This is a genomic window from Parabacteroides sp. KHUB-02 (genome assembly GCF_056640955.1).
In genome coordinates, this window is record NZ_JBWQEV010000001.1 from 2,930,803 (window position 1) to 2,950,012 (window position 19,210).

Consider the following 19,210-nt stretch of genomic DNA (forward strand, 5'->3'; position numbering starts at 1 on the left):
ATGGGCAGCAGGAAAGTGAACACGGAAGGCATCGACGAGGAACTGTTGTTAGCCTCCATCGGGCGACGCACTCAGGAGGTGGCACGCCCCACGCAGGAAGTCCCCGCAGCCGTACCGACCGAAGAAAGCACCGCCGCACCGGAACCGCCTCCTGCGCAACCCGCCACACGGGAAAAAGCGCAGAGGGAAGGCAACCGCCGGAAAAGGCAGGACGAGGACTATAACGAGCTGTTCCTGCGCCGCAACGAGATAAAGACCCGCCAGTGTGTCTATATCAGCCGCGATGTCCACGGCAAAATCCTCAGAATCGTGAACGACATCGCCGGAGGTGAAATCTCGGTAGGCGGCTATGTGGATACCGTGCTGCGTCAGCATCTGGAGCAGCACAAGGAGAGAATTAACGAACTGTATAAAAAACAACGGGAAGATTTAATCTGACATGAAAAAGGAAAAGAACAAAAAAAGAAGAGTGCCGCAGCAAGACGGCAAGGGCATGGTTGCCCAAATGCAGACGAGCGTGGAAATCATATCGCTTGCCACGGAAATCTGCAAATGCAGTGAGAAAGACTATGAGCGTCTGTTCATCCGTGAACCCGAAGTGAAGGCGCGAGCGGGAAAGATGGCGTATGTGCGCCCGGAGTACCACGACCGCATCATGCGCATCATCCGCGTAATCGGGCATGACAGGCTCACCCTGTCCGCCTACATCGACCATGTGCTGACCCAGCATTTCGACCAGTGCGAGGATGCCATAAGAAGCCTTTACGCCAAGAATTACAACCCGGTATTTTAACCCAGACAGGAAGCGTATGAATGAAACAATAAGCATAACAGACATTCTGCTGACGGTATCGGTCGGCTGCAACCTGTGGTTCCTGTTCCTGCTCCTTTACGAGCGCATCATGGACACGCGGATTGTCCGCTTCTTCAAGGGCATCGCCGGATTGTGGCGGTCGTCGGGCAGCACGGAGATAAAGCAGGAAACAGCGCAAGAGGAAGCCCCTGCGGAAAATGCGGACATCATCGGCAAGAGCCGTTTCAGGATGGCTTCAACCCGGACAACCGCTGCCATACCGACGCAACAAGCCGCCACTTCGGAAAAAGGCATTGAGTTGTCGGCGGAAGACACTACTTTTGACGACGGAAACACGGAAACCGCCTCACCGACAGCGCAAGTCCCGGAGGAAAAACTCGATGAAACATTCACGAGCATACCGCCGGAGGAACTGGAGTTCGGCGAGGATGAACCGGAGGAGGACGCTTCGGATACACCACAGGCTTCGGGCAACAGCTTTGACGAGATTGACGATGCCTGCAAGACCGCCAAGAACCCGGACGCGACACAGGCGGAACGTGAAAAGGCGGCAAAGGTGTTCACCGACATGGAAGGCACGGAACTGTACGATAAAATGATGGAAGGCTCTTCGGAGATAGGCATCCGTATCAGGGGGCTTATCGAAATACGGATGAAAAAGCCTAAAAAGGTGTTCGTCGTGCCGGACAACATCGAGGAGTTCGACATCCGCAACTATGTGTGACGACAGAAAAAGGAAAGGACATGAAAGAATGACATCAACCCACGCGGCGAGGAAGCGCAAGGCGCATCCGGTCTGCAACGGACAGCCCAAGTCCGTGGAAACAAACGGGCGACCACTAAACCAAAGTAAAGTAACAGAGTATCAACCGCCCGACAAAGGACCATCCACCCTTTCGACGGCACAAAAAAGAACAGTTTATGAACAAGAACATTTTGAAAAACAGAAAAGCAATCCTCTCTGCGGCACTCATCATCGCCGCAACCGCCTCCGCCTTCGCGCAGGGAAACGGCATCGCGGGCATCAACGAAGCCACCTCTATGGTGAGTTCCTATTTCGACCCCGGCACGAAACTGATATACGCCATCGGCGCGGTCGTCGGGCTTATCGGGGGCGTGAAAGTCTATGGCAAGTTTGTGCGACGTGAAGTTGCGTAAGTGATTGTGTAACATCAAGATTACACCTCCAGTTCCGTCTGGAGTAGCCTACGGACACGTGCATTGGGAGTAATCCTTTTGTACGGAGCTGTCCCGACAAGGTAGCCTTTCCAAAAGGAGAAGATTGAACCGTGAGGGGAAATCAACGGCTGATAACACCATTCAGCACGAGGAGCTTGGCTTAGCGGTATGGTCAACGAAAGTGAACTGTCCGATAAACATCGTAAGGTATAACGAGCCAAAGGCTGTTGACAGGCTCGGACCAAAAGGTAAGCAGTCGGCTGTCCTCTTGAACTTTGGGGGCACACGGACATTAGCACTGCCGGTGGAATAGACAGGACCTAACCCGCTTATTTATCACTTATGTAAAACACGGTAAGCCCGTATCTCTCCAGTTCATCAGAGCTGGTAAGCAAGCCGCAAGGCAAGCCTACATGGGGTGTGGGTATAGGATAGCGGAAAAAGCGAATGCCTCCCTGTAATGGGGAGGATACGGATTGAGCCAATATCACGGGTTGGTAAAGGTAACATCATCCGACACGAAAGTGGGCAGACTTCCGCCTATGGTGACACTTTACAAGATAGTTTACAGAACTTTTAAAGAAAGGAAAGCAAATGAACGCAAAGAAATTGGCGTGTGCGCCCGAAGACATAGACATTCACGAACTCTGGTCGAAAATCGACTGGGACAAATGTGAGCGTTTTGTCCAAAAGCTGCAAGCACGTATTGTAAAGGCTCAAAGGGAAGGCAGAAATAACAAGGTGAAAGCCCTGCAATGGATGCTTACCCACTCGTTCTACGCCAAAGCATTGGCGGTAAAACGAGTTACGACTAACAAAGGAAAATCTACTTCCGGCGTTGACAAGATTACATGGTCTTCTCCATTGGCGAAAGCCAAAGCCATATTCACTCTGAAAAGACATGGCTACAAGCCACAACCTTTAAAACGTGTAAATATCAAAAAGAAGAACGGGAAATTACGCCCACTCGGAATACCAACGATGAAAGACCGTGCGATGCAGGCATTGTACCTAATGGCACTTGACCCGATAGCGGAAACCACTGGCGACAGCCATTCCTACGGATTCCGCAGACATCGCTGTACACATGATGCCATCGAGCAATGCTACATCGTTCTTTCTCGTTCGGTCGCTCCCGAATGGATTCTTGAGGGGGACATCAAAGGATGCTTCGACCATATCAGCCATGCGTGGTTAATCAACAATATCCCTATGGATAAGGAGATACTACGCAAATGGCTCGAATGCGGATATGTGTTCAATGGAGAACTCTTTCCTACGGAAGAGGGAACCCCACAAGGTGGCATAATATCCCCAACTCTTGCAAACATGGCACTTGACGGACTGCAAGATTTGTTGGAAAAGAGTGTCAAGAAATATCAGGTGAACTACAAAAAGATAGTTCCTAAGATACATCTTGTACGATATGCAGATGATTTCATTGTAACGGCAAAGGATAAGGAAACGATAGAACAGGTTATACTTCCATTAGTACGTAAGTTCCTTGCGGAAAGAGGTCTGACACTATCAGAAGAAAAGACAAAAATCACACATATAAATGAGGGATTTGACTTTCTCGGTTTCAATATCCGAAAGTTCCGCAATAATACGCTGCTGACAACTCCATCCAAAGATGCGCAAAAGAGGTTTTGCGAAAAAATCCGCAAGACGATAGAAGCCAACAAGTGTGTAAAACAGAAGTCACTTATTATGATGCTGAATCCAATCATAAAAGGTTGGGGTAATTATTATAAATATGGTACTTCTGCGAATGTATTCCACCGAATGGATTGGGAAATCTTCAAGAAAATATGGCAATGGGCAAGACGCAGACATCCGCAGAAATGTAAAGGATGGGTAAAGGATAAGTATTTCAGAACACTAAATGGGCACTCGTGGAGATTTGCGGCAGATATGGGCAAGAAAGATAAGATTGATTATCTCGAACTGACCTATCTACCAACCATCCACCATGAGAAATTCGTCAAGGTTCGGCATTATGCCAATCCGTATGACCCATCAGATAAATCGTACTACGAATGGAGAGAAACCTACCGAATGAAGCAAACGCTGAAAGGCAGGCAATCTCTAATAAACATTTGGAAACGACAGAATAAAGTATGTCCTGTATGTGGAGAGCGTATTGACAGGGAAAGACCTTGGAGTATCACTGAACAAATAGTCAGTGGACGAAAGGTAAGAACTCTTGTACATACCAGTTGTAAACGTAAAATGCAAAGTAGATTATGAATATGAAAGTCGAAAATGAGATGGCTCTACCGATAACAAAGTCGGTAACGGTCATGTTGCTTGAGCCGTATGCGGGGAAACTCGCACGTACGGTTCTTAGAGGGGAAAGCTCCCGTAAGGGGGCTGACCTACTCGACTCATCGGGCGACCCCGACACCAGCAAGACAGCCGCCTCGTGGTTCGGCGCGTGCATCTTCCTGATTGTTGCCGCCACCATCCTGCGCTCATTCTTCCTTTAATAAACAACGTATGGCTGAATACCCGGTAAACAAGGGTATCGGCCGTCCGGTAGAGTTCAAGGGCTTGAAGGCTCAGTACCTCTTCATCTTCTGCGGAGGTCTGCTTGCTCTCTTCGTCCTGTTCATCATCCTCTATATGGTCGGTATCGACCAATGGATATGTATCGGCTTCGGCGCGGCATCGTCCTCCCTCCTTGTGTGGCAGACCTTCGCGCTGAACGCCCGGTACGGCGAACACGGGCTGATGAAACTGGGAGCGGCACGGAGCCATCCCCGATACCTTATCAACCGGCGGCGGATAACCCGACTGTTCAAACGACAACGAAAGGAAGAAAGACAATGAGGAATACATCGAAAATGACAACACTGGAAAACAAGTTCCCCCTGCTTGCGGTGGAGCATGGCTGCATCATCTCAAAGGACGCCGACATCACGGTGGCTTTCGAGGTGGAACTGCCGGAGCTTTACACCGTGACGGGCGCAGAGTACGAGGCTGTCCACGGCTACTGGTGCAAGGCGATCAAGGTGCTGCCGGACTACTCCGTCGTCCACAAGCAGGACTGGTTCATCAAGGAGAAGTACATGCCGGAACTGCAAAAGGACGGCATGAGCTTTTTAAGCCGTTCCTTCGAGCGTCACTTCAACGAGCGTCCGTACCTGAAACACACCTGCTACCTCTATCTGACCAAGACGACGAAGGAGCGTAACCGGATGCAGAGTAACTTCAGCACGCTGTGCCGCGGGCATATCATCCCGAAGGAGCTGGACAAGGAAACCACGACCAAGTTCTTGGAAGCCTGCGAACAGTTCGAGCGCATCATGAACGACAGCGGGCTTGTCCGCCTGCGCCGCCTATCCACCGACGAGATTGTGGGAACGGAAAAGTCCGTCGGACTGATTGAGCGTTACTTCTCGCTCATGCCGGAGGGCGACACCACCTTGCAGGACATCGAACTTTCGGCAAGGGATATGCGCATCGGCGACAACCGCCTGTGCCTGCACACCCTCTCCGATGCGGAAGACCTGCCGGGCAAGGTGGCAACCGATACCCGTTACGAGAAACTCTCCACCGACCGGAGCGACTGCCGCCTGTCATTCGCCTCTCCCGTGGGGCTGCTGCTCTCCTGCAACCACATCTACAACCAGTATGTGCTGATAGACAACAGCGAGGAAGCCTTGCAGAAGTTCGAGAAGTCCGCCCGCAATATGCAGTCGCTGTCCCGCTACTCAAGGAGCAACAGCATCAACCGCGAGTGGATAGACCAATACCTGAACGAAGCCCATTCCTACGGGCTGACCTCAGTACGGGCGCACTTCAATGTCATGGCGTGGAGCGACGACGCGGAAGAGCTGAAGCACATAAGGAACGACGTGGGAAGCCAGCTGGCGAGCATGGAGTGCGTGCCGCGCCACAACACCATCGACTGCCCGACACTCTACTGGGCGGCGATACCCGGCAACGCGGCTGACTTTCCGGCGGAAGAGAGTTTCCACACCTTCATCGAACAGGCGGTGTGCCTGTTCACGGAGGAAACCAACTACCGCAGTTCGCTATCACCCTTCGGCATCAAGATGGTGGACAGGCTCACGGGGAAGCCGCTGCACCTTGACATCAGCGACCTGCCGATGAAGCGGGGTATCACGACCAACCGCAACAAGTTCGTGTTAGGACCGTCAGGCAGCGGCAAATCTTTCTTTATGAATCACTTAGTTCGCCAATACTACGAACAAGGCACGCACGTCGTGTTGGTCGATACAGGAAACTCCTATCAGGGATTGTGCGGGATGATACAGCGCAAGACGGGCGGCGAGGACGGGGTGTATTTCACCTACACGGAAGAAAAGCCCATCAGCTTCAACCCGTTCTACACCGACGATTACGTCTTCGACGTGGAGAAGAAAGACAGCATCAAGACCTTGCTGCTGACGCTCTGGAAGTCGGAGGACGACAAGGTGACGAAGACCGAGAGCGGAGAGCTGGGCAGTGCCGTGAGTGCCTACATCGAGCGCATCAAGACCGACCGTAGCATCGTGCCGTCGTTCAACACCTTCTACGAGTATATGCGTGACGACTACCGCCGTGAGCTGGCTGAGCGTGACATCAAGGTGGAGAAGTCCGACTTCAACATCGACAATATGCTTACCACCATGCGGCAGTATTACCGGGGCGGACGTTACGACTTCCTGCTCAACTCCACGGAGAACATCGACCTGCTGAACAAGCGGTTCATTGTCTTCGAGATTGATTCCATCCGCGATAACAAGGAGTTATTCCCCATCGTGACAATCATCATCATGGAGGCTTTCATCAACAAGATGCGACGGCTGAAAGGGGTGCGGAAACAGCTCATCGTGGAAGAGGCTTGGAAGGCTCTCTCTTCAGCGAACATGGCTGAGTATCTGCGCTATATGTATAAGACCGTCAGGAAGTATTACGGCGAGGCGATCGTGGTGACGCAGGAGGTGGACGACATCATTTCCTCTCCCGTGGTCAAGGAGAGCATCATCAACAACTCCGACTGCAAGATACTTCTCGACCAGCGCAAGTACATGAACAAGTTTGACCAGATACAGGCGTTGCTCGGACTGACGGAAAAGGAGAAGGGGCAGATACTCTCCATCAACATGGCGAACAACCCTTCACGGCTCTACAAGGAGGTGTGGATAGGCTTGGGCGGCACACAGTCGGCGGTCTATGCCACAGAGGTCAGTGCTGAAGAGTATCTGGCGTACACCACCGAGGAAACGGAGAAAGTGGAGGTTTACCGTCTGGCGGAGAAGTTGGGCGGCGACATCGAAGCCGCCATCCGGCAGCTTGCCGAAAGGCGGAGAAACAACAGTTAATCATTAATCACCAACTAAAAACAAAAATGCGTATGAGTTTATCAAAAGTGAAAATGCTGCAAGTCAGCAAATGTCTGATCGGATTGGCGGTCGTGATGCTGCAATCCTGTGACGTGGAGGAAAACCGCCGCGATATGTTGTGCGGGAACTGGGAGAGCGTGGAGGGGAAGCCCGACGTGCTTATCTACAAGGAGGGCGAAGCCTACAAGGTGACGGTGTTCCGCCGGAGCGGTCTGCGCCGCAAGCTGAAACCGGAAACCTATCTCTTGCAGGAAGAGAACGGCAACCTGTTCATGAACACAGGCTTCCGCATCGACGTATCCTACAACGAGGCTACCGACGTGCTGACCTTCTCGCCCAACGGGGACTATGTACGGGTGAAGCCACAGCCGGAAAACCCGATTGAAGAATAACAACAACCACTAAAATCCAAAGTAACATGAGAACAAGAACAACAATGATTGTCTTCCTGTGCCTGCTTCTCGCAGGCAGGGCAAGCGCACAGTGGGCGGTGATAGACCCGTCCAACATCGCGCAGAGCATCGTGAACACCTCCAAGAACGTGGTGCATACCTCTACGACGGCTCAGAACATGGTGAAGAACTTTCAGGAAACCGTAAAGATTTATGAGCAGGGCAAGAAGTATTACGACGCTCTGAAATCGGTGAACAACCTTGTCCGGGATGCCCGCAAGGTGCAGCAGACCATCCTGATGGTGGGCGACATCACCGACATCTATGTGACCAACTTCCAGCGGATGATGCGTGACGACAACTTCACGGTGGAGGAATTAGGAGCCATCGCCTTCGGCTACACGAAGCTGTTGGAAGAGAGTAACGATGTGCTGACCGAACTGAAAAACGTGGTGAACATCACCACGCTCTCCATGACCGACAAGGAGCGCATGGACGTGGTGGAACGCTGCCACTCGAAGATGCGGCGATACCGAAACTTGGTATCGTACTACACCAACAAGAACATATCGGTGAGCTACCTCCGCGCGAAGAAGAAAAACGACCTCGACCGCATCATGGGGCTGTACGGGAACATGAACGAAAGATACTGGTAGCCTATGGAGTTCGACAACCTTCACCAGATACTCCGCTCGCTCTATGAGCAGATGATGCCGCTGTGCGAGGACATGGCGGGCGTGGCGAAAGGCATCGCCGGGCTGGGCGCGTTGTTCTACGTCGCCTACCGTGTATGGCAGTCGCTGGCGAGAGCCGAACCGATAGACGTGTTCCCGATGCTCCGTCCTTTTGCAATAGGTCTTTGCATCATGTTCTTCCCCACGGTGGTGCTTGGCACGATAAACAGCATCCTCTCGCCCGTGGTGCAAGGCACGGCGAAGATGCTGGAGGCGGAAACGCTCGACATGAACACCTACCGGCAGCAGAAGGACAAACTGGAATACGAGGCGATGATGCGCAACCCCGAAACCGCCTACCTTGTGTCCAACGAGGAGTTTGACAAACAGCTGGAGGAACTCGGCTGGTCGCCCGCCGACATGGTGACGATGGCGGGGATGTATATCGACCGTGGTATGTACAGCATGAAGAAGGGCATCCGCGACTTCTTCCGCGAGATACTGGAGCTGCTGTTCCAAGCCGCCGCCCTCGTGATAGACACCGTCCGCACCTTCTTCCTCGTGGTGCTGGCGATACTCGGTCCGATAGCCTTCGCCATATCGGTGTGGGACGGCTTCCAAAGCACGCTCACGCAGTGGATATGCCGCTACATACAGGTCTATCTGTGGCTTCCGGTATCGGATATGTTCAGCACCATACTGGCTAAGATACAGGTGCTGATGCTGCAAAGCGACATTGAGCGGATGCAGGCTGACCCGAACTTCTCGCTGGATTCGAGCGACGGGGTGTATATCGTGTTCCTCTGCATCGGCATCATCGGCTACTTCACCATCCCCACCGTGGCGGGCTGGATCATCCAAGCCGGAGGCATGGGCAGCTACAACCGCACCATGAACCAGATGGCGGGACGCGCCGGGGGCATGGCGGGCGGAGTCGCCGGGGCAACGGCAGGAAACGCGGTCGGTCGCATCGGCAAGCTGCTGAAATAACCAATGTGTAATCATAAAACGGAAAAAGTAAAATGGAATTCAAATCACTCAGAAACATCGAATCGTCGTTCAGGCAGATACGCCTGTTTGGTATCGTCTTCCTCTCGTTGTGCGCCGTGGTGACGGTGTGGAGCGTATGGAGTTCCTACCGCTTCGCCGAGAAGCAACGGGAGAAGATCTATGTGCTGGACAACGGCAAGTCGCTGATGCTCGCGCTGTCGCAGGACCTGTCGCAGAACCGTCCGGCGGAGGCACGGGAGCATATACGCCGCTTCCACGAGCTGTTCTTCACGCTCTCGCCCGAAAAGAGCGCGATTGAACACAACGTGAAGCGTGCGTTGCTGCTGGCGGACAAGAGCGTGTACCACTATTATTCGGACTTCGCCGAGAAGGGGTACTACAACCGCGTCATCGCCGGGAACATCAACCAAGTGCTGAAGGTGGACAGCGTGGTGTGCGACTTCAACGCCTATCCCTACCGCGCCGTGACCTACGCCACGCAGAAAATCATCCGGCAGAGCAACGTCACCGAGCGCAGCCTCGTGACCACCTGTCGCCTGCTGAACGCCTCACGGTCGGACGACAACCCCAACGGCTTCACCATCGAGGGGTTCACCATCATCGAGAACAAAGATTTACAGACAATCAAAAGGTAACGGATTATGAAACGGAAACTTCAAGACAAGAGAAAACAAATCGTGGCAAAAGTCAAAGGCTATCTTGACGGTTTGCCGCCGGAAACACGCCGCCGCATCGTGCTGGGGATGCTTGCCGCCTTCGCGGTGCTTGCCCTCTACACCTTCGGCAGAGCCGTCTATGACATCGGCAGAAACGACGGCTCACGCATGGAAACGGGACACGCCGGACAGGTGGAACTGCCGACCCCGGCAGAAACAGACAATCACTTAATACCTTATTTATATGGAACAGAAGAAGAATGAACCGACGAAAGAGAACAAAGCCGCTCCCGATGCTGGAAAACCGAAAAAGGAGCGCGAACCGCTGACCGAGGCGCAACGGCTGAAACGGCAGAAGATGATAGTCCTGCCTGCTATGGTGCTGGTGTTCATCGGGGCGATGTGGCTGATATTCGCCCCGTCCACCGGTAAGGAACAGAAACCGGGAACGGACGGCTACAACACCGAGATGCCCGATGCTGACAAGGAGAACAGGCTGATTATCGGCGACAAGCTGAAAGCCTACGAGCATGGGGAGATGGAAGAGCGGTTGGAGAGCCGCAACCGTGCCATCGGGCAGTTGGGCGATATGTTCGACCGTGAGGTGGCGCAGATGGAGGACGGAAAGGACTTCGACCTCGCCAATCCGGGCGGCAAGGAGGAAACGGCACAGCCAGCCACGCCGCAGACCATCCGATCCTCCGCTGCCGCCTACCGTGACCTGAACGCCACACTCGGCAACTTCTATGAACAGCCGAAGGAGGACAACTTCGAGATGGAAGAACTGTTGGAGCGCATCACCTCGCTGGAATCGGAACTTGAGAGCGAGAAAGGCAAGGCAAATGCCGTGGACGACCAAGTGGCACTTATGGAAAAGTCCTACGAACTGGCTGCAAAGTATATGGGCGGTCAGAACGGCAGACAACCATCAGCGGAACAGTCGGCAGAGCCTGCCACCGTACAGAAAGGAAAGAAGAACACGGCAATGCCTATCAAAAAGGTGGAGCATCAAGTGGTTTCCTCACTATCACAGCCCATGAGCAACGCGGAGTTTGTCGCCACCTTCTCGCAGGAGCGCAACCGGAATTTCAACACGGCTGTCGGCACGGCGGAGGTATCGGACAGGAACACCATCCCGGCGTGTGTGCATGGAGCGCAGAGCGTGACGGACGGGCAGACGGTAAGGCTCCGCCTGCTGGAACCGATGGCGGTGGCGGGCAGGACAATCCCCCGCAATGCGGTGGTGGTCGGCACGGGAAAGATACAGGGAGAGCGGCTCGACATCGGGATCACCTCGCTGGAATACGACGGCACGATTATCCCCGTGGAACTTGCGGTCTATGACACAGACGGACAGTCCGGCATCTTCATCCCGAACTCGATGGAGATGAACGCCGTCAGGGAGGTCGCCGCCAACATGGGCGGCTCGTTAGGGAGCAGCATCAACATCTCCACCAACGCCGGGGCGCAACTCGCCTCCGACTTGGGCAAGGGGCTGATACAAGGCACGAGCCAGTATATCGCCAAGAAGATGCGAACCGTCAAGGTGCATCTGAAAGCCGGATACAGGGTCATGCTCTATCAGGAAAAGGACTGAAAACAACAATCAATCAAAAAATATTTACCACTAAAATCCAAAAGTAATGAGAAAAGTAATCATCATGTTTGCCCTCGCTATGGGCATCGCATCTGCCAACGCGCAGGAGAATGTAACCGTTGAACAGAACAACGGAAGTAATGAACAGCCGACCTTGACAAAAGAGGTCTATCCGCAGAAGGAGGCGGACGGCGACCTGTATCACGGTCTGTCGCGCAAGCTGACCTTCGACCGCATGATACCGCCGCACGGTCTGGAAGTGACCTACGACAAGACCGTCCACGTCATTTTTCCGGCGGAGGTGCGCTACGTCGATTTAGGCTCGCCCGACCTGATTGCCGGAAAAGCCGATGGAGCCGAGAACATCATTCGCGTGAAGGCTACCGTGCGGAATTTCCCCAACGAAACCAATATGTCCGTAATCACCGAGGACGGAAGTTTCTACACCTTCAACGTGAAGTATGCCGCCGAACCGCTGTTGCTCAACGTGGAGATGTGCGACTTCATCCATGACGGCAGCACGGTGAACCGTCCGAACAACGCGCAGGAAATCTATCTGAAAGAATTAGGCAGCGAAAGCCCGATGCTGGTACGCCTTATCATGAAGTCCATCCACAAGCAGAACAAGCGCGAGGTGAAGCATATCGGCTGCAAGCGTTTCGGCATCCAGTACCTTTTGAAAGGCATCTACACGCACAACGACTTGCTCTACTTCCACACGGAGATAAAGAACCAGAGTAACGTGCCTTTCGATGTGGACTACATCACTTGGAAAATCGTGGACAAGAAGGTGGCGAAGCGTATCGCCGTGCAGGAGCAGATCATCCTGCCGCTCCGTGCGCAGAACTACGCCACACTCGTGCCGGGCAAGAAGAGTGAGCGCACGGTCTTCACGATGGCGAAGTTCACCATCCCCGACGACAAGTGCCTCGTGGTGGAGTTGAACGAGAAGAACGGCGGCCGTCACCAATCCTTCGTGATTGAGAACGAGGATTTGGTACGCGCCAATACCATCAACGAACTTCAAGTGCGCTGACCATGAGAAAGTACATCGCAACAATCATCGCGTCGCTTGCCCTTTTCACGGGGCAGGCGCACGCCCAGCGATGCCTGCCGAAGATGCAGGGCATCGAGGTAAGGGCGAACATGGCGGACGGCTTCAATCCCGGTGGCAAGAACGGCGGGTACAGCTTCGGGGCGGCACTCTCCACCTACACAAAGAAAGGGAACAAGTGGGTGTTCGGTGGCGAATACCTACTGAAGAACAACCCCTACAAGGACACCAAGATACCCGTGGCGCAGTTCACGGCGGAGGGCGGCTATTACTTCAAGATACTGTCGGATGCCCGAAAAATCGTGTTTGTCTATGCCGGGGCTTCGGCTCTCGCCGGATATGAATCGGTGAATTGGGGTAAAAAAGTGCTGCATGACGGCTCCACGCTGCACGACCGGGACGCCTTCATCTACGGCGGTGCGCTGACGCTCGATGTGGAGTGCTATGTGGCAGACCGTATATCCTTGCTTGCCAACCTGCGTGAGCGTTGCCTGTGGGGTGGCGACACGAGGAAGTTCCACACGCAGTTAGGGTTCGGTGTAAAATTCATAATCGGATGAGCCTATGGGACTGACTGTGATTGACCTTGACATCAAAAATCTTTCCCTTGAAGATTTTATGAGGGCTATGGGCTATGAGCCTGTCGATAGAAACGCCAACCTGCTGATATACGAGTCGCCGTATTCGACAAAAGGCAATATCATCGTGGATACCGGCATAAACTGCTGGTATGACAAGGAGAAACCCGATAAGACCTATGGAGGGATTTACGACCTCGCCCATGAAATTACCGGAAGTGCCAACCGCTCGGAACTCAACCTGTTCATCGCATCCGAAATGAAAAAGGTGCGTGAGGTGAAGATGTACGGCGTCACTGCAAACGGCAATTATCCAAACCCCAGCATTATCCTAAAAATACAGTTTTTTATTCTGTAAATCATTCTGTTATAGGATGAATAGGTTTGGATAATACATTCCTATATCTTTGCTAATGGCACTAAAGCCAATAGGAAGAATATGAATATAGCACAGTTAAAATTAAGCCAGAAGAAGTTACTGGACAACCTCGTTTCCCGTGGTTATGACATTCAGTACATCAAAGGAGTAAAATTTGTTTTAAGACTTCTTTTTGAACATGAAGGATGTTTTCATTCGTATGAACAATTTGCAGAAAAGTTTATCCGTACAAGGGGATATACAAAAGCGACATTGGATCTTAGGATGATGCATTTACGTACTATCCAAGCATATGATGAATTTGGGCACTACCCGGACAAGAAGTCCTTTGTTCCGTTATGCTATCCTTCCAGGTATAATATGCTTAACCCCAGTTTTCAGAAAGTTATAGACATTTACCGGAAACGTGCCGCAGAACATAAAAAGAAGTCCACAGTAAAAATGGAAACCGATGCCGTTACAATGTTCCTTTTTGAGATGCAAAAGTTCCACGTCTCTTCATTGGATGAAATCAAAGAAGAACATGTTTTGTCCTTTTTCCTTAAAGAAGAACAGCAAAAGCGTTCAAGGACATATTGCGGTCACATAGCGTCAGCCCTTAAAGAGTTGGGGGATTTATACGACATGAAAAAAGTATTAGGTTATTTCCCTGATTTGAAATATGAAAGGAAAAACTTCAACTATCTTAAGGATGATGAAATCAATGTGATAAAAAATGCTTTGTCAGACTCTAACAATATTTTGACTTTCAGGGAAAAAGCTATAGTTTCATTGGCCTTATATACTGGCATAAGAGGATGCGACATTGCCAACTTGAAATTGACAGACATAGATTGGAAGAAGGAACGAGTCAGCTTCGTCCAGGAAAAGACTGGTAATCCGATAGTGTTGCCCCTTCTTCCTCATGTTGGAAACTCATTGTTTGATTACATACGTAATGAACGGGACAATGAGGCCGGATCCGTGTATCTGTTTCCCAACAAGAAGAATGCGACAGAAAGGTTGGAGAACAAAAGTATCGGCACCATTGTCAATACAGTCTTTGAGAAACTAAACCTTAGAAAAGGTGAATCCGGGCGTGGAGTCAGCGTATTTCGGCACAACCTCGCCTCTAAATTACTTGGTAAAGGTACCGAGATTAGGGTCATCAGCCATATTTTAGGACATATCTGTTCTTCATCTATAGTCCCATATATAGATGCTGACATCCCTCATCTGAGAGAATGCGGAATCAATATTGAATGTTATCCAATAAGAAAGGAGTTGTTCGAATGAAAACAGATTCACATCTACCCCAATTTGCAGATTTGATGTCTGAATATGTCAATTTCATCTCTGGTATCGGAAAATGTGACTATATAACCCGCATATACCTGAACTCTTTCGCCAAGTACTGTATGAATCATGGCGGAGTGCTGTCGGATGATATTATCTCCGGATGGGCATCAAGGACAGATAAGGAAAGCTATTATACAAACCGTAACCGATGCATTATTTTGAGGCGCTTCATCCGTTATATCCGGTCGAAATATGGGGCACCGTTCAAATTGCCATCATATCCTCCGGACATAAAATACACACCTAAGCCAAAGCGTACTCTTGTTTCAGAACAGCCATACTCTTATTCCGCAATATCCCATATAGTCAAGAAATATGAACTTTACAAAAGAGCCTCTGGAAAATTCAGTAGGCGGACAATGGACAAGATTCGCCGTTTCAATGACTTCTGCGCCCAAAATTATCCGTCAGCCGAAGCTCTTACAGAAGAAATTGTCCTTGATTATTGCAAGAAGAAAAAAACGGAATCCGCAAAGTCATGCAATAACAGAATTGTAGGTGTCAGAGGATTTCTGAAATATGCGAATAGCCGTGGTTTCGTAAATATTCCTCTTCCATCCACCATTCCAAGAGTCAATGTCACATCATTCGAACCACATCCGTTTACTCCAGAAGAGCTTGCAAGATTCTTTAATGAAGCGGACAATCTCGAACCTCCAATAAATTGCCGTGACATGAGGGCTGCGCTTATGAAAGTGGAAGTTCCGGTCTTTTTCCGACTTTTGTACAGTACAGGGATGCGTACAACAGAAGCCCGTCTGCTCAGAGTAGAAGACGTGGACTTGCAATCCGGTGTTATAAATATAAGATACACAAAGAGCATAGATGAACATCGGGCTGCCTTGCACGAATCCATGTGGTCGCTATTGCAGATGTATAATGTCAAAATGGAAAATCTCATGCCCGGAAGAAAGATATTCTTTCCTAACGAGTACGACAAACCATATTCCGGAGAATGGGTAACGGCAAGTTTTAAGAAAGTATGGAAGAAAGTCAGTACGGCACACGCAAGAGCATATGATTTTCGCAGTCACTATGCGGTCGTGAACATAAACGGTTGGGATCACTGCGGCATTGAATGGATGGACAAACTCTTATATCTCAGCCGTTCCATGGGACACCGTTACATTCAAAACACATTATATTATTACAGGCTTGTACCGCTGTTTGCACACCAGTTGGAAAATCTGACAGGAGGTGGGTATGAAGAACTTTTACCTGATTTAAACGACTATTTTGAATATGAAGACTAAAGCAGAACATTCAATTATCGCCGATGCCATCCATGAGTGGCATACGGTTTATCTTCCGTGTATAAGGAATCTGAGCCATAACGCTTTAAAATCATACGGAGAGGGAATGGGAATCTATATAGATTTCCTTGAATCCTCGAAGGGAGTCACATCAAATACCATTTGTGGGGAATGCTTCCGTAAGGACTGGATTGAAGAATGGATTGCATGGCTGAAAGAAGTAAGAAAATGCAGCCCGCAAACATGCAATCATCGTCTCTCCATATTGAAAAATTTCCTCCGTTTCCTTGCGCACAAGAAAATCCAATTCATAAAATATGATTGTGATGCCGCTGAAATAAAAAGAATGCAGCAACCTAAAAAACAAGTGGAAGTAATCACAAAAGATACAATCAAACGGATTTTTGCAAGCATCAATACACGGACATTGATAGGTAAGAGGGATTTTGCCTTGTTCAATCTTTTATATAGTACCGGAACAAGAATAGATGAAATATTATCATTAAGGCTGTCGGCACTGCACCTGGATGAAACGAAAAGTTACATTCTTGTTTTGGGTAAAGGGAATAAACAACGTACCATTTATTTGTTGAACAGCATGGTAAAAATACTGAAACATTATGTGAAGTTGTTCCATCCGGCCAATCCGTTACCTTCTGATTTTGTATTTTTCCCCATATATGGCCATGCAAACAAAAAAATCACTTCAGAAGCGATTAGCAAGCGGTTGAAAATGTATGTTAGAATTGCGTCTCAGGGGCTACTTGAAATTCCTGCGGATTTTCATTGCCATAGTTTTCGGCATGCACGGGCTACCCATTGGTTGGAAGACGGTGTAAACTTGGCGCAGATACAAAAACTATTGGGGCATGAGAGCATCGAAACGACAATGAAATACGTAGGAGTTTCATCAGAACAAATGGTACAAGCTTTATGCTCTATGGAAGACAATCTGACTTTAGGCGTTGAAAAGAAATATAAGAAAATCAGAAATAAAGATTCATTAGCAACAGTTCTTGGATTGAGATAATACTTAGTAATAAATGAGTGACTGTTCTTGAATAATGGAACAATCACTCTTTATTATCTGCTACTAAAATATAACAATTTACTGATATTCAATACAATAAAAAGTCAAGTTGGGATAATATTTTGGTTTGGATAACTTCTGCTCGCCACGCTTGCCTACAATGTCGGACCATATAGGCTTTTAGGCAGCAAGACAATTCCCAAAAGTACCCTAATCAAGAAGTTGGAGGCTGGCGACAGGAACATCTACCGTGAGTATATAGCCTTCTGCAACTACAAAGGGAAACGCCACGCCATGCTGCTCAAACGGAGAAAGGCGGAGTTTGAGCTACTGTATATCAAGTAAAAAATAAGAAAGAGGATAAATCTATACTTAATAGAATATCCTCTTTCTTCTAATTTGTGGACGGAGAGGGAGTCGAACCCTCATGGCGAAACTATTGAGTTCAGAGTATGTCTTCACTGTACATTCATTCCTTGCAGCGCAAACCGCCCAGTACGCCAAATGCCCACCATACAAAAAAGTTACCTAATGTAATCATATTCTTCAGAGATTTAATGAAATTAAACGTGCTAATACATCCAACCGCAAACTGGTAAAAAGAGGGCGGCAGACACCCGAAGAAATGAACAGATATTAAACATACTCCTACGTTCAATCTTAATTGAATACAAAAGTACACAAAAATTCGCTCATTAGCGAAAAAACAAAGGTTTCTTTGCTACTTTCTTTGTCCGCCATCCTGCTCACTGAAAGAAAGTAGGGCGGCTTTCGCCGCCCACCACTCAAAAGCGTGTGTAAAGTCCTGTCACCATCGTGAACATTTCCTCCAGCATATCAAAATAGATACCCTCGTGTACGGCAATGTCCTTTTCCTTGCAGTCAAATGTCTTCTTGCTGAACGTCCTGCGATAGAAACGCATATTGTAGAGGTCTGCCCCTCCGTCATAGATGATGTCAAGGCGGTTTGCGCTTGTCTTGTTCCTCGCAAGGCTCATCCGTAAGCCGTTGCCCATATCTATAAAATTACGGCTTCCTGTCATAGTGGCGAAGCGTTTTCCGCCTATCTGCTGTAATATAGTCTTTGCTATCATATCCGTTGTTCTTAGGGTTTTAAGTGTTGGCGGTGCGTACACCGCCAACCCGTTCAAAATTCTATCATCTCGGCAATGGGTGTCTGCCGTTTTAGCCACTCCTTCACGCACTCCATATTATACTCGCTCGTGATGACTGCCGTATGGCTGTCGGTAGCGGTGAAGCGTGTGCTTTCGTAATCATCTATCCACCCTTTGAGGGTGTCAGTTCCCCACATTTGGGCATCGTCAAATATGCCGTCCAATGCCGTAATCGGCTCTTTGAACTTGACAATCAGCGTTTGATAGGTTGCGTTCATCGTCTGTCCTCCTTTCCTGCTTTTTCGTTCAGCCACTTGTCCCTTGCTTCCCGACACTCGTCCAATGTGGATTTTACACAAGCGAACAATTCTCCGTCCGTGTGGCGGTAGTCGTATTGCACAAGTGTCCGCCTGCGTCTGCCGATACCCGATTGGAAACGCTCGTATTTCTCCGTACCTACTTCCGTACAGGTACTTACTCCATTGATGGTCATTCGTGTTGCCATAATCATCGCTCTTTTAGATGTTAAAAATGTACTGATAAAAGTCTGTTCTTCATCACCATTTCGGGATTGCTCGTGTAGCGTTGGTGCAGGTAGAAATGGTGTGAACCGAAGCCGTAATGGAAAAACTTGTCAAGTTCGTGTTTCTCGGCAAACTCCTTTACGCCTTTTCTCAATCCCTCCTCACTCGTTGCAAGAGTGAGGAGGTTTACAAATTCAAGGAACATCGTGGGGATTGCATCGTCCCACACACAAATCATACTTTCAATTCTTACTTCCATATC

At 49.7% G+C, this 19,210-nt stretch carries 23 protein-coding genes and 2 pseudogenes; 21 read left to right on the forward strand and 4 right to left on the reverse strand.

The window, feature by feature from the left end; genetic code table 11:
• From ACYIA1_RS12950 to ACYIA1_RS13050, 21 genes and pseudogenes are all read left to right on the forward strand, one after another.
• Nucleotides 1–438 (forward strand): DUF3408 domain-containing protein, encoded by a 438-nt coding sequence (locus tag ACYIA1_RS12950; RefSeq protein WP_098032211.1) that lies wholly within the window; start codon nucleotides 1–3, stop codon nucleotides 436–438.
• A gap of 1 nt (nucleotide 439) precedes the next feature.
• Entirely contained in the window at nucleotides 440–793 is a 354-nt protein-coding gene (locus tag ACYIA1_RS12955) for a DUF3408 domain-containing protein (protein WP_098032210.1), read from the forward strand.
• Between the two features lie 16 nt (nucleotides 794–809).
• Nucleotides 810–1,538 (forward strand): conjugal transfer protein TraD, encoded by a 729-nt coding sequence (locus ACYIA1_RS12960; RefSeq protein ID WP_098032209.1) that lies wholly within the window; start codon nucleotides 810–812, stop codon nucleotides 1,536–1,538.
• A gap of 197 nt (nucleotides 1,539–1,735) precedes the next feature.
• Nucleotides 1,736–1,951, forward strand: a pseudogene (locus ACYIA1_RS12965) (DUF4134 family protein); the annotation flags it as partial.
• A 636-nt stretch (nucleotides 1,952–2,587) separates the two neighbouring features.
• On the forward strand, nucleotides 2,588–4,243 hold the full coding sequence (ltrA, locus tag ACYIA1_RS12970; RefSeq protein WP_004316241.1) for a group II intron reverse transcriptase/maturase: 1,656 nt from the start codon (nucleotides 2,588–2,590) through the stop codon (nucleotides 4,241–4,243).
• Entirely contained in the window at nucleotides 4,240–4,482 is a 243-nt protein-coding gene (locus ACYIA1_RS12975) for a DUF4134 family protein (RefSeq protein ID WP_007845737.1), read from the forward strand. The genes ltrA and ACYIA1_RS12975 overlap by 4 nt, the downstream gene beginning before the upstream one ends.
• Nucleotides 4,483–4,492: 10 nt before the next feature.
• On the forward strand, nucleotides 4,493–4,825 hold the full coding sequence (locus ACYIA1_RS12980) for a DUF4133 domain-containing protein (RefSeq protein ID WP_098032208.1): 333 nt from the start codon (nucleotides 4,493–4,495) through the stop codon (nucleotides 4,823–4,825).
• On the forward strand, nucleotides 4,822–7,326 hold the full coding sequence (locus ACYIA1_RS12985; protein ID WP_098032207.1) for a TraG family conjugative transposon ATPase: 2,505 nt from the start codon (nucleotides 4,822–4,824) through the stop codon (nucleotides 7,324–7,326). Before ACYIA1_RS12980 ends, ACYIA1_RS12985 begins: the two co-directional genes overlap by 4 nt.
• 32 nt (nucleotides 7,327–7,358) lie before the next feature.
• Nucleotides 7,359–7,739: a DUF3876 domain-containing protein gene (locus tag ACYIA1_RS12990; RefSeq protein WP_098032255.1), complete on the forward strand. Its 381-nt coding sequence runs from the start codon at nucleotides 7,359–7,361 to the stop codon at nucleotides 7,737–7,739.
• Nucleotides 7,740–7,765: 26 nt separating this feature from the next.
• Nucleotides 7,766–8,395: a DUF4141 domain-containing protein gene (locus ACYIA1_RS12995; RefSeq protein WP_098032206.1), complete on the forward strand. Its 630-nt coding sequence runs from the start codon at nucleotides 7,766–7,768 to the stop codon at nucleotides 8,393–8,395.
• 3 nt (nucleotides 8,396–8,398) lie between these two features.
• On the forward strand, nucleotides 8,399–9,403 hold the full coding sequence (gene traJ, locus ACYIA1_RS13000; protein ID WP_098032205.1) for a conjugative transposon protein TraJ: 1,005 nt from the start codon (nucleotides 8,399–8,401) through the stop codon (nucleotides 9,401–9,403).
• A gap of 32 nt (nucleotides 9,404–9,435) precedes the next feature.
• Nucleotides 9,436–10,059 carry a conjugative transposon protein TraK gene (gene traK, locus ACYIA1_RS13005; protein ID WP_098032204.1) on the forward strand — a complete coding sequence of 208 codons (624 nt, stop codon included), beginning with the start codon at nucleotides 9,436–9,438 and terminating at the stop codon, nucleotides 10,057–10,059.
• 6 nt (nucleotides 10,060–10,065) lie between these two features.
• Nucleotides 10,066–10,344 carry a TraL conjugative transposon family protein gene (locus tag ACYIA1_RS13010; RefSeq protein WP_098032203.1) on the forward strand — a complete coding sequence of 93 codons (279 nt, stop codon included), beginning with the start codon at nucleotides 10,066–10,068 and terminating at the stop codon, nucleotides 10,342–10,344.
• On the forward strand, nucleotides 10,325–11,677 hold the full coding sequence (gene traM, locus ACYIA1_RS13015) for a conjugative transposon protein TraM (protein WP_098032202.1): 1,353 nt from the start codon (nucleotides 10,325–10,327) through the stop codon (nucleotides 11,675–11,677). The genes ACYIA1_RS13010 and traM overlap by 20 nt, the downstream gene beginning before the upstream one ends.
• 46 nt (nucleotides 11,678–11,723) lie before the next feature.
• Nucleotides 11,724–12,713 (forward strand): conjugative transposon protein TraN, encoded by a 990-nt coding sequence (gene traN / locus ACYIA1_RS13020; protein ID WP_098032201.1) that lies wholly within the window; start codon nucleotides 11,724–11,726, stop codon nucleotides 12,711–12,713.
• A 2-nt stretch (nucleotides 12,714–12,715) separates the two neighbouring features.
• Entirely contained in the window at nucleotides 12,716–13,291 is a 576-nt protein-coding gene (locus tag ACYIA1_RS13025) for a conjugal transfer protein TraO (protein WP_098032200.1), read from the forward strand.
• A gap of 4 nt (nucleotides 13,292–13,295) precedes the next feature.
• Nucleotides 13,296–13,667, forward strand: coding sequence for a hypothetical protein (locus ACYIA1_RS13030; protein WP_480335461.1), 372 nt, complete (start codon nucleotides 13,296–13,298; stop codon nucleotides 13,665–13,667).
• Nucleotides 13,668–13,748: 81 nt separating this feature from the next.
• Nucleotides 13,749–14,963 carry a tyrosine-type recombinase/integrase gene (locus ACYIA1_RS13035; protein ID WP_117991734.1) on the forward strand — a complete coding sequence of 405 codons (1,215 nt, stop codon included), beginning with the start codon at nucleotides 13,749–13,751 and terminating at the stop codon, nucleotides 14,961–14,963.
• A 422-nt stretch (nucleotides 14,964–15,385) separates the two neighbouring features.
• A complete protein-coding gene (locus ACYIA1_RS13040; protein WP_480334873.1) occupies nucleotides 15,386–16,279 on the forward strand; it encodes a tyrosine-type recombinase/integrase in 894 nt (297 codons plus the stop codon).
• Nucleotides 16,269–17,309 carry a tyrosine-type recombinase/integrase gene (locus tag ACYIA1_RS13045; RefSeq protein ID WP_117852433.1) on the forward strand — a complete coding sequence of 347 codons (1,041 nt, stop codon included), beginning with the start codon at nucleotides 16,269–16,271 and terminating at the stop codon, nucleotides 17,307–17,309. The genes ACYIA1_RS13040 and ACYIA1_RS13045 overlap by 11 nt, the downstream gene beginning before the upstream one ends.
• A 135-nt stretch (nucleotides 17,310–17,444) precedes the next feature.
• Nucleotides 17,445–17,654 (forward strand): annotated as a pseudogene (locus tag ACYIA1_RS13050) (glycoside hydrolase family protein); the annotation flags it as partial.
• Between the two features lie 440 nt (nucleotides 17,655–18,094).
• Here the strand turns inward: ACYIA1_RS13050 and ACYIA1_RS13055 are convergent.
• The 4 genes from ACYIA1_RS13055 to ACYIA1_RS13070 are packed head-to-tail and all read right to left on the reverse strand — an operon-like array spanning nucleotide 18,095 to nucleotide 19,207.
• Entirely contained in the window at nucleotides 18,095–18,403 is a 309-nt protein-coding gene (locus ACYIA1_RS13055; RefSeq protein WP_103877883.1) for a hypothetical protein, read from the reverse strand.
• 53 nt (nucleotides 18,404–18,456) lie between these two features.
• Nucleotides 18,457–18,702 (reverse strand): DUF6956 domain-containing protein, encoded by a 246-nt coding sequence (locus ACYIA1_RS13060; protein WP_103877882.1) that lies wholly within the window; start codon nucleotides 18,700–18,702, stop codon nucleotides 18,457–18,459.
• Nucleotides 18,699–18,929, reverse strand: a complete 231-nt coding sequence (locus ACYIA1_RS13065; RefSeq protein ID WP_103877881.1) for a DUF3873 domain-containing protein — start codon at nucleotides 18,927–18,929, stop codon at nucleotides 18,699–18,701. The genes ACYIA1_RS13060 and ACYIA1_RS13065 overlap by 4 nt, the downstream gene beginning before the upstream one ends.
• A gap of 20 nt (nucleotides 18,930–18,949) precedes the next feature.
• Entirely contained in the window at nucleotides 18,950–19,207 is a 258-nt protein-coding gene (locus tag ACYIA1_RS13070; protein ID WP_103877880.1) for a hypothetical protein, read from the reverse strand.
• Nucleotides 19,208–19,210 lie beyond the last annotated feature (3 nt).

Coding starts and splice junctions, on each gene's coding strand:
- ACYIA1_RS12950 (WP_098032211.1), top strand. CDS start 1: ATGGGCAGCAGGAAAGTGAACACGGAAGGCATCGACGAGGAACTGTTG.
- ACYIA1_RS12955 (WP_098032210.1), top strand. CDS start 440: ATGAAAAAGGAAAAGAACAAAAAAAGAAGAGTGCCGCAGCAAGACGGC.
- ACYIA1_RS12960 (WP_098032209.1), top strand. CDS start 810: ATGAATGAAACAATAAGCATAACAGACATTCTGCTGACGGTATCGGTC.
- ltrA (WP_004316241.1), top strand. CDS start 2,588: ATGAACGCAAAGAAATTGGCGTGTGCGCCCGAAGACATAGACATTCAC.
- ACYIA1_RS12975 (WP_007845737.1), top strand. CDS start 4,240: ATGAATATGAAAGTCGAAAATGAGATGGCTCTACCGATAACAAAGTCG.
- ACYIA1_RS12980 (WP_098032208.1), top strand. CDS start 4,493: ATGGCTGAATACCCGGTAAACAAGGGTATCGGCCGTCCGGTAGAGTTC.
- ACYIA1_RS12985 (WP_098032207.1), top strand. CDS start 4,822: ATGAGGAATACATCGAAAATGACAACACTGGAAAACAAGTTCCCCCTG.
- ACYIA1_RS12990 (WP_098032255.1), top strand. CDS start 7,359: ATGAGTTTATCAAAAGTGAAAATGCTGCAAGTCAGCAAATGTCTGATC.
- ACYIA1_RS12995 (WP_098032206.1), top strand. CDS start 7,766: ATGAGAACAAGAACAACAATGATTGTCTTCCTGTGCCTGCTTCTCGCA.
- traJ (WP_098032205.1), top strand. CDS start 8,399: ATGGAGTTCGACAACCTTCACCAGATACTCCGCTCGCTCTATGAGCAG.
- traK (WP_098032204.1), top strand. CDS start 9,436: ATGGAATTCAAATCACTCAGAAACATCGAATCGTCGTTCAGGCAGATA.
- ACYIA1_RS13010 (WP_098032203.1), top strand. CDS start 10,066: ATGAAACGGAAACTTCAAGACAAGAGAAAACAAATCGTGGCAAAAGTC.
- traM (WP_098032202.1), top strand. CDS start 10,325: ATGGAACAGAAGAAGAATGAACCGACGAAAGAGAACAAAGCCGCTCCC.
- traN (WP_098032201.1), top strand. CDS start 11,724: ATGAGAAAAGTAATCATCATGTTTGCCCTCGCTATGGGCATCGCATCT.
- ACYIA1_RS13025 (WP_098032200.1), top strand. CDS start 12,716: ATGAGAAAGTACATCGCAACAATCATCGCGTCGCTTGCCCTTTTCACG.
- ACYIA1_RS13030 (WP_480335461.1), top strand. CDS start 13,296: ATGGGACTGACTGTGATTGACCTTGACATCAAAAATCTTTCCCTTGAA.
- ACYIA1_RS13035 (WP_117991734.1), top strand. CDS start 13,749: ATGAATATAGCACAGTTAAAATTAAGCCAGAAGAAGTTACTGGACAAC.
- ACYIA1_RS13040 (WP_480334873.1), top strand. CDS start 15,386: ATGGACAAGATTCGCCGTTTCAATGACTTCTGCGCCCAAAATTATCCG.
- ACYIA1_RS13045 (WP_117852433.1), top strand. CDS start 16,269: ATGAAGACTAAAGCAGAACATTCAATTATCGCCGATGCCATCCATGAG.
- ACYIA1_RS13055 (WP_103877883.1), bottom strand. CDS start 18,403: ATGATAGCAAAGACTATATTACAGCAGATAGGCGGAAAACGCTTCGCC.
- ACYIA1_RS13060 (WP_103877882.1), bottom strand. CDS start 18,702: ATGAACGCAACCTATCAAACGCTGATTGTCAAGTTCAAAGAGCCGATT.
- ACYIA1_RS13065 (WP_103877881.1), bottom strand. CDS start 18,929: ATGGCAACACGAATGACCATCAATGGAGTAAGTACCTGTACGGAAGTA.
- ACYIA1_RS13070 (WP_103877880.1), bottom strand. CDS start 19,207: ATGGAAGTAAGAATTGAAAGTATGATTTGTGTGTGGGACGATGCAATC.